The sequence below is a fragment of the Sphingobacterium faecium genome (assembly GCF_003054045.1).
Taxonomy (GTDB): domain Bacteria; phylum Bacteroidota; class Bacteroidia; order Sphingobacteriales; family Sphingobacteriaceae; genus Sphingobacterium; species Sphingobacterium faecium.
This window is the reverse complement of record NZ_QBKH01000002.1, coordinates 41,183-56,346: the sequence shown is the minus strand read 5'-3', so window position 1 is coordinate 56,346 and position 15,164 is coordinate 41,183. Positions and strand designations below refer to the sequence as shown.

Here is a 15,164-nt window from a genome sequence, read left to right as displayed (position 1 = left end):
CGTATCTCGTTTATCAATCTAATTAAGAAACAATCGGTGCTAAAGGATCTGCATAATGTGCTAATCCATAATTTCTTGTCAATGCATCCTCTGGATGATTGATATGCCATTCAAACTCATCTCTAAAGTGGCGAATAGCTGCTGCAACAGGCCATGCTGCCGCATCCCCTAAAGGACAAATGGTATTTCCTTCAATACGCCTTTGGATATCCCAAAGCAATTCAATATCAGACAAATCACCATGCCCCGTTTCAATTTTATGCAATACTTTTTCCATCCAACCAGTGCCCTCTCTACAAGGAGAACATTGCCCACAGCTTTCATGATGATAAAAACGACTGAAATTCCAAGTATTACGGACAATGCATTGATCCTCATCAAAAGCAATAAATCCTCCAGATCCCATTGAACTTCCTGTTTGGAAGCCTCCATCAGCCAAGGATTCATAGGTCATTAAACGGCTGTTCCCGTTTGCAGTTTTTAGAATTAAATTAGTCGGTAATATTGGAACGGATGAACCTCCAGGGACAACGGCCTTTAATCTTTTTCCATTGGCAATACCGCCACAATACTCATCCGAATAAATAAATTCTTCTACAGATAGGCCCAAATCGATCTCATATACACCTGGTTTTACTAAATTTCCACTCGCTGAAATTAATTTAGTACCGGTACTTCGTTCTATACCAATTTTAGCATATTCTTCACCACCATCATTGATAATGGGGACAGTTGCTGCAATAGATTCAACATTGTTGACAACAGTAGGACACCCATATAGGCCTGCAATAGCAGGAAATGGTGGTTTTATACGTGGGTTGCCTCTTTTACCCTCTAAAGATTCCAATAAAGCAGTTTCCTCACCACATATATAAGCTCCAGCCCCCGGTTGTACATAGATTTCTAAATCATAACCAGACCCCAATATATTATTACCTAGAAAACCTGCAGCCTTTGCTTCTTGTATAGCCCGTTCTAGAATACGGATTTGAGGCATCATCTCACCTCTGACGTAGATATAAGAAGTATGGGCACCCAAGGCATAACTGGAAACAATCATTCCTTCCAATAGCGCATGTGGAATGTGGGTCATTAAAAAGCGATCTTTAAAAGTTCCAGGTTCAGATTCATCACCATTACAGACTAAATAACGAGGCACCCCTTCTGGTTTTGCCAAGAAGCTCCACTTCATTCCGGTCGGAAATCCAGCCCCGCCTCTTCCACGAAGACCTGATTTCTTAACTTCTTCAACAACATCATCAGGAGACATCGTCTTAAGCACCTTTTCTACAGCACGATAGCCGCCCTGTTGACGATATACTTCGAAAGTTTGGATTCCTGGAACATCAATATGTGTTAGCAAAAGTTTACGTGCCATTTTAATTCGTTTTTGAGCTTAAATCATCTATTAATTGATCGACACTAGCTTCTGTCAAGTTTTCATAAAACGTATATTCAGGGCCTATCTGCAAGACAGGTCCATAACCGCATGCGGCAAGACATTCAACTCCCCGCCAAGAAAATAAGCCATCAGCCGTCACTTCACCTTCTTTCACACCCAATTTATTCTCCAGGTGCGTCATGATACGTTCGGCACCAACCAAACAACATGGTCCGGTACGGCAGACTTCCAAAACATATTTTCCTTGTGGCTGCAATAAGTACATCGTATAAAAAGTAGCAACCTCATATACCTCTATAGGTTCAATACCTAAATAGCCCGCAACTTTATTCATAGCATCAGGACTTAACCATCCAAATTCAGCTTGTACTAAATGTAAAATAGGAAGTAACGCTGATTTTTGCCTTCCCTCTGGGAAACGGGCCACTACTTCAGCAAATTGATCTAGCAATGTTGAAGAAAATTCAACAATCTCATTATGTTTGACACTAAGCATCTAATTCTCCTGCAATAACGTTAAGACTACTCATATTAAGAATTGCATCCGAAAGTAGCATACCTGCACTCATAGGAGCAAACATTTGATAATTAACAAAAGAAGGTCGTCTGAAATGTAATCGATACGGGGTACGTCCTCCATCGTGTACTAAATAAAAACCCAATTCCCCATTAGCCCCTTCTACCGCATGGTAGACTTCGGCCTTCGGAGTTTCCACCTCACCCATAACAATTTTGAAATGATAAATCAGTGCTTCCATGTTGGTATACACCTGTTCTTTTGGAGGTAAATAAAACTCAGGAACATCAGCATGAAAAACTCCCTTGGGCTCATTTGCTATCTTAGAAAGCGCCTGTTCGATAATGCGCATAGATTGCCGCATTTCTTCATTACGGACCATATAACGATCGTAGACGTCTCCTTTTGTACCAACAGGAACATCGAAATCAAACTCTTCATATGAACAGTACGGATTTTGGACTCTAATATCATAATCTACACCCGTAGCCCGTAATATAGGTCCTGACCAACTATAATCCAAAGCCTCTTCAGCGGTGACGGAAGCAATACCGGAAGTGCGTTCAATAAAAATACGATTACGATCAAACAACTCCATAAACTCAGTCAAAACTGGTGGAAATCGTTTTAAAAATTCTTCGATTTTTGCAAATGCAATATCATTGAAATCTCTTTCGAAACCTCCAATTCTTCCAATATTAGTGGTTAATCGAGCGCCACAAATCTCTTCAAAAATCTCATAAATAAACTCTCGTTCTTGCATGACATATAAAAATCCGGAGAAAGCACCGGTGTCCACACCAAGAATTCCATTACAAATGATATGATCTGCTATACGAGCCAACTCCATTACAATAACGCGCATATATTGTACGCGTTTGGGAATTTCTATTTTTAATAATTTCTCAACGGTCATATGCCAGCCCATATTATTAATAGGAGCTGAACAATAATTCAACCTATCTGTTAAGGGTGTTATTTGATAAAAAGGCCTATGTTCAGCGATCTTCTCAAAAGCACGATGAATATAACCGATTGTTGACACACCACTTACGATCCGTTCTCCATCAATCTGAACAACATTTTGAAACACGCCATGTGTAGCAGGATGCGTCGGACCAATATTTAAAGTGATTAACTCATCCTGAGGATCGTTATCTTCATATACAGGTTTATTGGGGGATATCTTGGTAATAAAATCGCTCATAACTGGTCTGCTTTTTAACTTTAACGGCCGAAATAAAGATCTTTCTTATCGACTCGGTTTGGATCTTCTAATGGATATTCTTTTCGCATTGGAAAGACTTCCATATCATCTACATTTAGGATCCGCCTTAAATCGGGATGTCCCAAAAATTGAATTCCATAAAAATCATATGTTTCGCGCTCCATCCAATTTGCCCCTTTCCAAATGGTAGTTGCTGTTGGAATTTCCGGATGAATACCATCTAGTTGCACTTTAACACGAATACGAATATTATTAATTAAACTATTGACATGATATACAATTTCAAAAGCTTTTTTTTGAAGCGGATAGTGAACGGCTGTAATATCTGTCAGATGAATAAACTGCAATTCTTCATCCTGTTTTAGAAAAGTTAAAACAGGAATAATAGCATCAACATGCACATCCACAGTCAACAGATCAAATCCATCATGGAGTTGCACAATATCTTGACCAAATTTAGATGTTAACTTATCCCATAAATAGGCGTTATCGATTTTATCCATAAGTTTCTATTCCATATTTTTCTAATAAAGCTCTATATTCAGGAGTATTTCTTCTATTTAAAGTCTCACTTTTCACAATATCCTGCAAACGAAGTACCCCATCTAAAATAGCTTCAGGTCTTGGTGGGCATCCTGGCACATACACATCGACTGGGATGATTTCATCAATACCCTGCAAAACGGAATAGGTATCAAATATACCACCACTGGAAGCACAAGCACCGACAGCAATCACCCAACGTGGCTCTGCCATTTGTGTATACACCTGCCTTAAAACTGGAGCCATCTTTTTGGCAATAGTCCCCATTACCAATAGCATATCCGCTTGACGGGGAGAAAAACTTGGTCTTTCTGCTCCAAAGCGTGCGAGGTCATAAGTTGACCCCATTGTTGCCATAAACTCAATCCCACAACAAGAAGTTGCAAATGGCAAAGGCCATAAAGAATTTGAACGCGCCAAACCAATCGCTTTTTCCAAACTAGTGGCAAAAAAACCAGCGCCCTCAACTCCCGGAGGTGCTTTGGCCAACTTAATATCGCTCATGGAAATATAATTTAAAGTGGTTTACAGTTGCGTGCCTTCGCACATATCAAAACTAACATTTTCTTGATAAAAATCAAGTGATTAGGGCAATTTAGAACTATTCTAATCCCAACTCAAAGCCTTCTTTTTGATCACGTAAATGAAGCCCAAAAGCAACATACCCATAAAGACAAACATCTGAATCAAACCCTCGAAACCAAAATCTCGAAAATTAACTGCCCAAGGATACATAAAGATAACTTCAACATCAAAAATGACGAACAAGATGGCTACTAAAAAATATTTGATAGAAAAAGGTTGTCTTGCATTACCAATGACTTCTACACCAGATTCAAAAGATGACAATTTATTCGCCGTACGAACTTTTGGTCCGATTAAGTGTGTGATTATAATGGTTCCTATACCAAATCCTGCTGCAACAATAAGTTGGAATAAAATTGGTAAATAATCAATTGGTGCATTTGCACTAACTTGTTCCATATCAAAATGTTTATATTGGTAAAACCTAAATTTAAGAAAAAAATAGGGGAAATCAAAAAAGGGGGAAACATTTGTTTCCCCCTTTTTCTCGAAATATTGATCAGCTTATTTTAAACCTTCTAAATAAGATTTAGCACTTTCATTTTCAGGATCTAATTTTAGAACCTCTTGAAAACTAGCTTTTGCTTTTGCAATTTCATTTTTGTTATATTGATAGAAACCAATATAAGTATGCGCATCTATTAAATATGCTTTGTTCTTTTCTTGTGTTCCTTTTTCATTAACCACTTGGATCAATTTCTCAAAAGGAGCTACGAAATCTCCCTTAGGCGCTTCTAAATTATCTGCCCCCAATGCTGAAAAAGCTCTGTAATATAAAGACGTAATTAAGTATTTTTCTAATACTTCTGGCTTAGTCGCCTTTTCTACTAGAGCCAATTGAGCTTGAGATTTTACGAATGCAGCAATTGCTTCATCTCTTAAAGCTTGATTGATAACTTTTCCTTCCTCATCTTTACTTTCTTGATCTTTTTTGAATCCGATTAAGTAGTTACCCTCACCTGCATAATAATTTGAATCGTAGTAATAATCTGTATCAGGATATTTTGCTATGATCTCAAACAAAGATACTGCAGTTGCAGTTTCTTGATCTTGATATTTAGCAAAAGCTGTTTCAGCAACTTCAGCTAACAATTCTTTGTCGGCATCAATAGCTTTCTGAATATGAACAATACCAGACTCTACTTTATTATTTGCTACATCAGATAGACCTGCATACATATTATCCAATGGGATAACTCGTAATGGATCCATTTTCGCGAACATTTTTTCTAAATTCTCCGATGCTTTAGCGTATTCTTTGTTTCTGAAAGCATTATACGCTAAATAACGATAGATCTTTGGATCTACATCAGGATTTTTAGCTAATTCTTCTGATACAGTTCCTAACTCATCATATTGTCTAGCATATACCAAGAAATCGGCGTAACGAATCTTTGCTTCCAAAGAATTATCTCCATTGACTTCTAAATATTTTTTATACTGCTCAACCCCTTTTTTATTTAATTCTACATATTTCTCATCAGATGTACCTGGAGCTTTTGACCACATATTGTAAGTCTCTGCTAACTCACGATAAGTTGGAGCATATGTAGGATTTTCTTCTGTAATTGTCGTTAATTGAGCAATTGCCTCATCATAAGCCTGTGCACCACGAACGATAACCGCTAGACCAATTTTTGCACGAACTGATGCAGGATCTAATTCAGCAGCATCACTATAGCTCGTATAAGCACTACTTGCTTCTTTTAATCCTCTATAAGCATCACCCAATGCCAATGGAATCGCTGCATCTTTTGCATTCTTTGCTTTCGCTTGAGTCAAGAAATCTAAAGCTTTTGCATAATCAGGCTCTGGTGCTTTAATATAGGCACGTCCAATCTCCAACAATTCTTCGTAATCCTTTTTCTTTAAATTAGCACTTGCAGCAGAAAATTTAGACTCAGCAGATGCCTTGTCCTTTTTCAATAAATCAATATAACCCAAACCAACATTGTTAATCAATGATTTTGGATCCGCTGCTAAGCCTTGATTAAACATAATTGCTGCTGAATCAGGCTTATCATTTACTAAATAAATCTGACCTAAATAGAAGTAATTATCCCCAACTTTAGCTTGTTTACTTACTAATTGTTGCAAAATTGTTTTTGCCTTACCGTAGTTTTCTGTTTCAATAGCCGCTCTAGCATCCTTTAAACTTTGTGCACTTGCTGTGCCAACAGAACCTGCTAATAACAGACTAAATAATAATTTACTGTTTGTCATAATCTATTGTTGTACTATTTTATATTCTAATTTAAACTATTTTCTTCTCTTATGATAATCTCTCTACCTGGCATAGTTACTGGAAGCAAACCTGCTTTTAACATAATGCGCTGTCCTCTGTCACCTGTTAAGAATGCACTAAACCCTAAACCCAACCCCATATTCGGTTGATAATTCAAGACATAAATAGGTCTCGTAAAAGGATACAATCCCAAAGACATATTGGATTGCGAAGGTTTATAAAACAAACCATCTTTCTGAGCACCTATTGCATTCTCAACGCTCAATGTACGAATTTTATTCAATAAATCAGATTTTTTTTGAGCCATTTCTAATATCCAATTGTAACCTACGATACCGATACTGCCCCTATTTTCACTAACATATTTAATAACATCTTCATTTTTATCCAATGCAGAAATCGATGCTGGATCTATTTTATTTATGGATAGGTAGTCCTTTAAAAATCTCAAAGTACTTGAGTTAGCATTATCAAAAACCACCCTGTACTTACCTTTAAGCTCACCACTTAACAATGATTTAACGTCTGAAAGAGTAATTGTAGTATCTGTATCCGCAATATTATTTATCAATACCACAGCATCACTTCCTATCTGATACTCTTTTGGTATAATTTTTCGATCTTTAAAATTCTTACCTTCAGCTTCCGTCAACTTCCGGGTTAAAATAATAACACTAGAGGAATCTGCTAATAAGGCATTCACTGCTTTAATTTCCGGCTTAGCGAGTAACTGAATCGTCGCATCTGAATAAGAACTTTGGAAAACGTCAACTTGTTCTTTAAGAATTGGATATAACGTCTCATCGACAAGAACATTGACCTTACCTCTCAAAATATCCTGACTCGGTGCCGTTGCTTCTTGTTTCTTGGAGCGATTACAACTTCCCAAAATTAAGATTGCGAATAGCAATGGTAAAACTATCTTTAAGCTGTTTTTCATATGGCAATCATTTAATAAATAATGAAAATTTCAGATTCATAAGAAGGGCTTAATTAAAATTACTTTGCCACAGCCTCACAAAACGTAGAAAAGAATAAACAATAAGTACAATACCAAATAAAGTTTTATAAGTTGGATTGATATCTAAAGGTAAATCCTTCCAAAAAATAACCAAGAGGCCTAAACCAAAATATAGGCCGAACATAAATAGTCCTAAAATAGACAGAAATCGCTTTATAGGCGATTTCTGTCTGTAATTTGTATTATTTGAATTAAAATTCGCCACTAATTACTGATTAATTGTATTTAGACGGATAGGTAATGTATAAGCGACACGTACTGGTCGACCATTTTGAATACCTGCTCTCCATTTTTTTGCTTTTTTCAATAACCTAACTGCGGCTTCTCCTGTACCATATTTAAGATCTCGTTTTACAGAAATATCTGTTAAACTACCATCCTTTTCAACGACAAAGGAAACCTCTACTACGCCGTTAATTCCATTTTCCAAAGCTCCAGAAGGATATTCGTAAGTATCTCCTACCCATTTCATAAATGCAGCCATACCCCCAGGAGGTTGAGGTTGAACCTCTACCGCATTAAAGATCTGGTCACCATTTGGATCTCCATTCGGATCTCCTTTAGAAACACCGGTAATTCCACCATCTTGTTTCTTCGTTCCAAATTCACCTCTTGCTACTGAAGAACCTGCTGCACTACCTTTCAAAGTAATACGTGCTGGTGATTTTTTATCATCTTTGAACTCTTCTTGAGCAGCAACTTCTTCTTTCACCTGAGCAGCCGGAGCTACCTTTGGTTCTGGAAAACGTACCAAATCTTCTTTTGGTATATCCATCGCTATTTGTTGAGGTTTTTCTTCTTCGATAGGAAGTGGCTCCTCTTCTTCCGGCTCTGGTGGTTTAATTTCCTCCAAATCCTCTAAAGTCACCTCTGTAACAACTGGAGCGGCTTCAATAGGTTTATCAGGAAATAAGCTACCTCCGAATAATTTAAGAAGACTTAATAGTACTACGGCAATTACAACTGCCAACAAACCAACGTTGGTAGCTTTAGGAGCTAGTTTACGAAGCTCGTAAGCTCCATACTCCTTATTTCTGCCTTGAAATACGACATCAAGCCATTCCTTTTTAAAAATATCTAATTTTGACCCAATCATATTTATATAGTTTTCGTGATTTTTATAATGACTAACTTAGTCATTATAAATATTATCACGTTTTAAAACATCTATTTCTTCAGGACTAATTTTCGCAATCATATAACGCTTAATATCTACGATCTTCATCTCATCAAGGATGTCAACAAGATCTTTTTGTGTAGACATATCACTAGGTCTGATAATAACGATTACATCTTTTCCGCCTGAAACACGAGGAACGTAAGCTTTTTTCTCAATTAAAACTTTACGTATTCCATCAGCGCCAAAGCCTGCAACCGTAGGACCTTCAATTGGTGCATTAATTTGTCCATAGTACCAAGAAACTTTATTGTCAGATCCTAATAAAACTGTAACGGAACGGTTGTCAGCTGTTAAAACTTCTTCCTTCTTTTCTGTTTTATCTTTATCAGGCATCGCAACATCCATTGCTTGTGGTTTATTTAAAGACGTAGTCAACATGAAGAAGGTAATCAATAAGAATGCTAAATCCACCATGGCTGTCAAATCGACTTTACCACCGTTTTTCTTTGATCTTACTTTTCCGCCTTTGCCACCCTTACCACTGTCTTGATTTAATTCTGCCATTTATGTCTTTTTATTAAATCAACATTATTTATCTTCCGCTCGTAAACCAGTGATGAAACTGAATTTATTTTGCTTTTGGTTACGTAATGTTTCGATTACCGCATTAATTGAAGGATACTTTTCTGCTCCATCTGCTTTAATAGCAATTTTCAATGGTCCTGGATCGACAAAATCTCTATTGCTTTCCTTTTCCTTATTCAATTCTGCTGCAGCTAAACGTGCCGTTTGTACCCACTGATATAATTCGTTTGATAATGCTTCTGTACTATCAACTGGTATACCATTCTGAACACCAGGTTCAAGACGTTTGCTTGGCTCCATTGCCAACACTTGCTTAATCGCCTTCATTGGAGTACCAACATTTTCCATCAACGCAAATTGGTCATAATCCTGTTGAGAAAATTGAACTCCATATCTAGAAGACATTTTCTCTAAAGTTTTAACCCTAACATCACGATCTGTAGCGCCAAAGAATACTTTACCTTTATCTCCGATGGTAATGATACCAACATTAGAGTCTGGTAATTTATCTTTCGTCGTCGACGCTGGCGTATCTACCGGAAATGCTTCCGGTTGTTTTGCCGTTGATGTCATTACGAAGAATGAAAGAAGCAAGAATGATACGTCACACATTGCGGTCATATCAATGGATGTACTGGCTCTTTTTACTTTTGCTTTACCCATTTTTAAACTTCTTTATAAATTAATTATTCAATCTCTTACTATATGATGCATTTGAAATTCATATTCCATAAAATAAAATTTCAAAAATCATATATTTTACTATTTGTGGTTCGCAGCGTACGTTTGTACGATTGAGAATCCAGCCTCGTCGATTGAATAAGTTAATTTATCAATTTTAGCAGTCAAGATATTGTACATTACAATCGCAATTGTAGAAGTACCGATACCTGTTGCTGTATTGATTAAGGCCTCAGAAATACCATTTGCTAATTTAGCAGAGTCAGGAGTACCACCAGTTGCTAATGCACTGAAGGCCTTGATCATACCTGTTACTGTACCTAATAAACCTGTTAATGTACCGATAGAAACTAATGTAGCGATTACGTTTAAGTTTTTCTCTAACATCGGCATTTCTAATGCTGTAGTTTCTTCGATTTCTTTTTGAATTGCAATAGTAGCTTTTTCCGTATCTACTGCAGTATCAGCTGAAACTGCTTTGTATTTTACTAAACCAGCTTTGATTACATTTGCAACAGAACCTTTTTGTTTGTCACACTCAGCAATAGCTGAATCTAAGTTACCACCGTTAATTAATACTTGTACTTTTCTTACGAAATTACCAACATTTCCTGTTCCAGAAGCTTTACCAATTACGATGAAACGCTCAATAGAGAATACCCATACCATAAAGAATAAACCTAATAAAACTGGTACTACAGCACCTGCGTGATAAACCATTCCTAAATAGTTACCTGGTAAAGGTTGGTTTTCTGGATTATTATCAATAAAGTTTGAAGGACTACCCATCACAAATTTCCATAAAAGGTAACCGAGAATGAAACAAATGATAATTGCAGCTTGTGCAAAGAAAGAACCTGAATTATTGCTCTCTTGTTTTGCAGCAGGACTTGTTTTAGGTGCGTTTGCCATTTTTCTAATTTTTTAGTTTTTTACTGTTGTTAAATATAATATGTTTTTTTTAATTATATGCTTTTCTAAGTATTCGTTTTAAAATTTATCAAGCAAATATAGTCTTTTATGCCATATTTAAAATCTTAAAGCGAATTAAATTAGAAATATAAAAGAGACTTTAATTTCTCTTTACAATTTCTTAATATTCAGTTATCACCTCAGCGGTTCCGACTTTAATTCATGTACTTCTCATCGTTTATCAAGAGAAAGCAATAAATTTTTTACAATGAAAATCATTTTTTTTTTGATATGCAAGAAAACAAACGATTTAATTTCAAATTCAAGTAACCGCTCACTCACCACATTCTAGCCGATCAATCCTCTTTAAACAATGCTAAAACGATTATTATTAATTAATTTACAGACGTTTACAAGGAAGATTATGCATGAAAAGTGCCGATTTTAGGTTCAAATAATATCCCATTAACCTCCTACCAATTTCACTTTGTATCCTTCAGAAAGTAACAACTCTGCAATTTTCTGTTTAAAATCACCCTGAACAACAATTTCAGCATCCTTGGCACTTCCGCCAACTCCACATTTCTGCTTCAAAAATTTAGCTAATATCTCCAGATCTTCTTGCTTACCTCTAAAACCCGTGATCAAAGTCACCACCTTACCTTTTCGCATTTTGCGATCCAATTGAACTTTAAGCTGTTGTTGCTGATTAGGAAGTGTTTCCAGATCATCTAATAATTCAGAAAATTGATATTCAAAACTGTTGTCTGTTGAATATACAACGCCTTCATACGGTTGTTTCTTATTTTTACTCATAACTTTATTTAACAAATTACTTTTAAAGCCTTAGAAATAATTCCAATATTTAGGCAATTCCCTAAGTCAACTGGCTCACCGTCAATATGTACAACTGATTTATCAGTCGTCTCAATTTTAATATTTTTCCCAGGTATTATTTCTACATAATCTGACTGATCAGCAGATTTATTAAATAAGTGAAATAACATCTTTGGTAATATATACATAGGAAATTGATGTACAATACACACATCTAATATACCATCATTAACTGAAGCTTGGGGTGCGATGTAAGCATTATTACCATATTGTGGCGAATTAGCTACAGAAATCATAAAAGCTTTACGCTCATATTCCTTACCATCAATGCTCAATCGATACTCACATGGTTTATATTTACTGAGCACATTGATGGCAGATTTCAGATAGCCCAAAGGACCACGAATATTCTCATTCGCAAAATTTTCACTTACGGACGCATCAAACCCCAATCCAGCTATATTAAAGAATTTTCTATCGTTTATTGTTCCACAATCGACTTCGACAAACTCAAATCTATTAATACGTCGAATTGCAGCTGTTTCATTTAAAGGTATACCTAAATATAAAGCAAGACCATTTCCCGATCCCTCAGGTACAATGCCCAGCGGGATGCCACTCTCTGCTAGAGCAGACCCCAATTCATTAATTGTTCCATCTCCCCCTACTGCGATCACCGCATCATACTGTTCTTCAATAGCGCGCAAACCAATTTCATAGGCATGATTTGCATAAGAAGTCTCCTGAAATGTAGGGTCAAACCTCTGTAAATCAAGCACATCCAACACCTGCTTCTTAAATGATGTCTTATGCTTCCCTCCCGAAATCGGATTGATAACAAACAGTATCTGTTTACGTTCTCCCATAAATCAAATATACAGTTATTCACTAATTTCTTAAAACAATGTCAAAATTCTTAATTACCATCCATTTGATCCATCAATTTCAAACTATTATACAAGAAATCTTTAATCTTAACAGAAAGTATTGTAGTTTTGTGTCGACAATAAAAAAATGTGGATTGATTTGCGTAGTTTATTCTTAATGAGAATATAACAGGAGATTGCAACCACAGTAAAAAAGTGCTAAAACCATCATGTAGCAAGGCTATTTAGCACTTTTCTATTGAAAACCTCTCCAACGCAAATCCTTATTATATAAATAAAAAAGGTAATATGGCTTACTTATTTACGTCCGAATCTGTTTCAGAAGGACATCCAGACAAAATTGCTGATCAAATTTCAGATGCACTGATTGACAATTTTTTAGCTTGGGACGAAGATGCACGCGTTGCAATCGAAACTTTAGTAACAACTGGGCAAGTTGTTCTTGCTGGGGAAGTGAAATCAAAAATATATTTAGACGTTCAAAAAATAACCCGTTCAGTAATCGAACGCATTGGTTATACGAAATCTGAATATATGTTTGAAGCAAATTCTTGTGGTGTGTTATCAGCCATCCATGAACAATCTGCAGATATCAATCAAGGTGTAGATCGTAAAGCAAAACAGGATCAAGGCGCGGGTGACCAAGGCATCATGTTTGGATATGCAAGCAATGAAACGGATAACTATATGCCACTAGCTTTAGATCTGTCACATCGCTTACTTTATGAATTAGCGGTACTGCGTCGTGAAAATAAAGAGATTACCTACCTACGTCCAGATGCAAAGTCACAAGTAACCTTAGAATATACAGAAGATCACAAACCTGCTCGAATTGATACGATCGTAATCTCAACACAACATGATGATTTTTCAACTGAAGAAGAGATGCGTGACCAAATCACAGCTGATATTAAAAATATCTTAATACCACGAGTCAAAGCACAGTTAAAGCCGGAGTTGCAAAGTCTATTTAATGATGAAATCAAATTTCACATTAATCCTACAGGAAAATTTGTAATTGGTGGTCCTCATGGAGATACGGGCTTAACAGGTCGTAAAATTATTGTAGATACGTATGGAGGTAAAGGTGCTCATGGTGGAGGAGCTTTCTCAGGAAAAGATCCTTCCAAAGTTGACCGCTCTGCTGCATATGCAACTCGTCATATTGCTAAAAATTTAGTCGCAGCAGGTATTGCCGATGAAATTTTAGTTCAAATTTCATACGCTATTGGTGTAAAAGACCCTATGGGTATTTACGTGAATACCTACGGCACAGGTAAAGTGAATTTAAATGATAGTCAAATTGCATCAAAAATAACGGAGATCTTTGACATGACACCTTACGGAATTGAAACTCGTTTAGGTTTAAGAAATCCGATTTATTCGGAGACGGCTGCTTACGGACACATGGGTAGAACTCCTAAAAAAGTTACTAAAGAATTTGAAAACTCAAATGGAGATAAAAAAATAATCGAAGTAGAACTATTTACTTGGGAAAAACTAGATTATGTTGATCAAGTGAAGGCTTCATTTGGCCTATAATTTAAATCATATCATAAAAAAAGGAAGTCAAAATGACTTCCTTTTTTTATGATAGTTAATAACGAATATTATAAGTACTGCTATTCGGCAATACTTGCTGCCGATGTTTGAACTTGACGATTCACCTTTTTTACTAATCCCTGTAATACATTACCAGGACCAACTTCTACAAAAGCCTCTGCACCATCAAGGAGCATATTTTGAACAGTTTGCGTCCAACGTACAGCACCCGTCAATTGTGCAATCAGATTTTTCTTTATTGTTTCAGCATCTGTATAGGAAGTTGCATCTACATTTTGATAAATTGGACAAATAGGAGTTTTTATCTCCACTGCTTCAATAGCCGCCTGCAATTCAACTTTAGCAGGTTCCATCAATGGCGAATGAAAGGCTCCACCAACATTTAATTTCAATGCTCGCTTGGCACCAGCTTCTGTCAATAAAGCACACGCCTTATCCACTCCAGAAATTGATCCAGAAATCACCAATTGACCTGGACAATTATAATTTGCAGCAACAACGACATCATCCACTTTTGAACAAATCTCTTCTACAACAGCATCTTCAAGACCTAAAATGGCAGCCATAGTGGAAGGCTCAATTTCACATGCCCGCTGCATCGCATTTGCGCGTTGTGCAACTAATTTTAAACCATCTTCAAAAGACAGTGCCCCTGCAGAAACTAATGCGGAGAACTCTCCTAAAGAGTGTCCAGCAACCATATCTGGTTTAAATTGATCTCCTAAAGCTTTAGCTAAAATTACAGAATGTAAAAAAATAGCTGGTTGTGTTACATTTGTTTGTTTTAATTGATCATCAGTTCCTGTAAACATGATATCTGTAATGCGAAACCCCAAGATATCATTTGCTTTTTCAAATAAAGCTTTCGTTTCATCATTTAAGTTATACAAGTCTTGGCCCATTCCTACGAATTGAGCTCCTTGACCAGGAAATACATATGCTGTTTTCATATTTAAAATTATCTATTCTAATAAACAAACTTAGAGAAATTGTATTTTATATACAATGAAATTGAATTGAATGTCAAATACAATATAA

General features: G+C 36.3%; 16 protein-coding genes. 1 reads left to right on the top strand and 15 read right to left on the bottom strand.

From position 1 onward, the window contains the following. Positions 1–22: 22 nt before the first annotated feature. The 14 genes from nuoF to C8N37_RS04630 form a co-directional block, all read right to left on the bottom strand. Positions 23–1,378, bottom strand: a complete 1,356-nt coding sequence (gene nuoF, locus C8N37_RS04700; RefSeq protein WP_108157831.1) for an NADH-quinone oxidoreductase subunit NuoF — start codon at positions 1,376–1,378, stop codon at positions 23–25. A 1-nt stretch (position 1,379) separates the two neighbouring features. Beyond that, positions 1,380–1,898 carry an NADH-quinone oxidoreductase subunit NuoE family protein gene (locus tag C8N37_RS04695; protein ID WP_108157830.1) on the bottom strand — a complete coding sequence of 173 codons (519 nt, stop codon included), beginning with the start codon at positions 1,896–1,898 and terminating at the stop codon, positions 1,380–1,382. Next, complete coding sequence (locus tag C8N37_RS04690; RefSeq protein WP_186812803.1) at positions 1,891–3,126, bottom strand: NADH-quinone oxidoreductase subunit D; 1,236 nt, start codon at positions 3,124–3,126, stop codon at positions 1,891–1,893. The genes C8N37_RS04695 and C8N37_RS04690 overlap by 8 nt, the downstream gene beginning before the upstream one ends. A gap of 20 nt (positions 3,127–3,146) precedes the next feature. Next, positions 3,147–3,650, bottom strand: a complete 504-nt coding sequence (locus C8N37_RS04685) for an NADH-quinone oxidoreductase subunit C (protein WP_108157829.1) — start codon at positions 3,648–3,650, stop codon at positions 3,147–3,149. Next, positions 3,643–4,194 (bottom strand): NADH-quinone oxidoreductase subunit B, encoded by a 552-nt coding sequence (locus C8N37_RS04680; RefSeq protein ID WP_108157828.1) that lies wholly within the window; start codon positions 4,192–4,194, stop codon positions 3,643–3,645. Before C8N37_RS04680 ends, C8N37_RS04685 begins: the two co-directional genes overlap by 8 nt. 102 nt (positions 4,195–4,296) lie before the next feature. Then, positions 4,297–4,674 carry an NADH-quinone oxidoreductase subunit A gene (locus tag C8N37_RS04675; RefSeq protein WP_108157827.1) on the bottom strand — a complete coding sequence of 126 codons (378 nt, stop codon included), beginning with the start codon at positions 4,672–4,674 and terminating at the stop codon, positions 4,297–4,299. A gap of 105 nt (positions 4,675–4,779) precedes the next feature. After that, complete coding sequence (locus C8N37_RS04670; RefSeq protein WP_108157826.1) at positions 4,780–6,498, bottom strand: tetratricopeptide repeat protein; 1,719 nt, start codon at positions 6,496–6,498, stop codon at positions 4,780–4,782. Between the two features lie 26 nt (positions 6,499–6,524). Beyond that, complete coding sequence (locus C8N37_RS04665; protein ID WP_108157825.1) at positions 6,525–7,460, bottom strand: PstS family phosphate ABC transporter substrate-binding protein; 936 nt, start codon at positions 7,458–7,460, stop codon at positions 6,525–6,527. Between the two features lie 289 nt (positions 7,461–7,749). Continuing rightward, the gene (locus tag C8N37_RS04655) at positions 7,750–8,637 is read right to left on the bottom strand and encodes an energy transducer TonB (RefSeq protein WP_108157824.1); all 888 of its coding nucleotides are present in this window, start codon (positions 8,635–8,637) and stop codon (positions 7,750–7,752) included. A gap of 36 nt (positions 8,638–8,673) precedes the next feature. Beyond that, the gene (locus C8N37_RS04650) at positions 8,674–9,225 is read right to left on the bottom strand and encodes an ExbD/TolR family protein (RefSeq protein ID WP_108157823.1); all 552 of its coding nucleotides are present in this window, start codon (positions 9,223–9,225) and stop codon (positions 8,674–8,676) included. A gap of 24 nt (positions 9,226–9,249) precedes the next feature. After that, positions 9,250–9,909 carry an ExbD/TolR family protein gene (locus C8N37_RS04645; protein WP_108157822.1) on the bottom strand — a complete coding sequence of 220 codons (660 nt, stop codon included), beginning with the start codon at positions 9,907–9,909 and terminating at the stop codon, positions 9,250–9,252. A gap of 99 nt (positions 9,910–10,008) precedes the next feature. After that, positions 10,009–10,839 (bottom strand): MotA/TolQ/ExbB proton channel family protein, encoded by an 831-nt coding sequence (locus C8N37_RS04640; protein ID WP_094771701.1) that lies wholly within the window; start codon positions 10,837–10,839, stop codon positions 10,009–10,011. Positions 10,840–11,304: 465 nt separating this feature from the next. Next, positions 11,305–11,655 carry a translation initiation factor gene (locus C8N37_RS04635; RefSeq protein WP_108157821.1) on the bottom strand — a complete coding sequence of 117 codons (351 nt, stop codon included), beginning with the start codon at positions 11,653–11,655 and terminating at the stop codon, positions 11,305–11,307. Between the two features lie 8 nt (positions 11,656–11,663). Next, a complete protein-coding gene (locus C8N37_RS04630) occupies positions 11,664–12,542 on the bottom strand; it encodes a diacylglycerol/lipid kinase family protein (protein ID WP_108157820.1) in 879 nt (292 codons plus the stop codon). A 309-nt stretch (positions 12,543–12,851) separates the two neighbouring features. On the opposite strand from C8N37_RS04630, the gene metK reads away from it, so the two are divergent. Then, positions 12,852–14,105: a methionine adenosyltransferase gene (gene metK / locus C8N37_RS04625; protein WP_108157819.1), complete on the top strand. Its 1,254-nt coding sequence runs from the start codon at positions 12,852–12,854 to the stop codon at positions 14,103–14,105. 80 nt (positions 14,106–14,185) lie between these two features. On the opposite strand, the gene fabD is transcribed toward metK, so the two are convergent. Further along, a complete protein-coding gene (gene fabD / locus C8N37_RS04620) occupies positions 14,186–15,076 on the bottom strand; it encodes an ACP S-malonyltransferase (RefSeq protein ID WP_108157818.1) in 891 nt (296 codons plus the stop codon). Between the last annotated feature and the right edge of the window lie 88 nt (positions 15,077–15,164).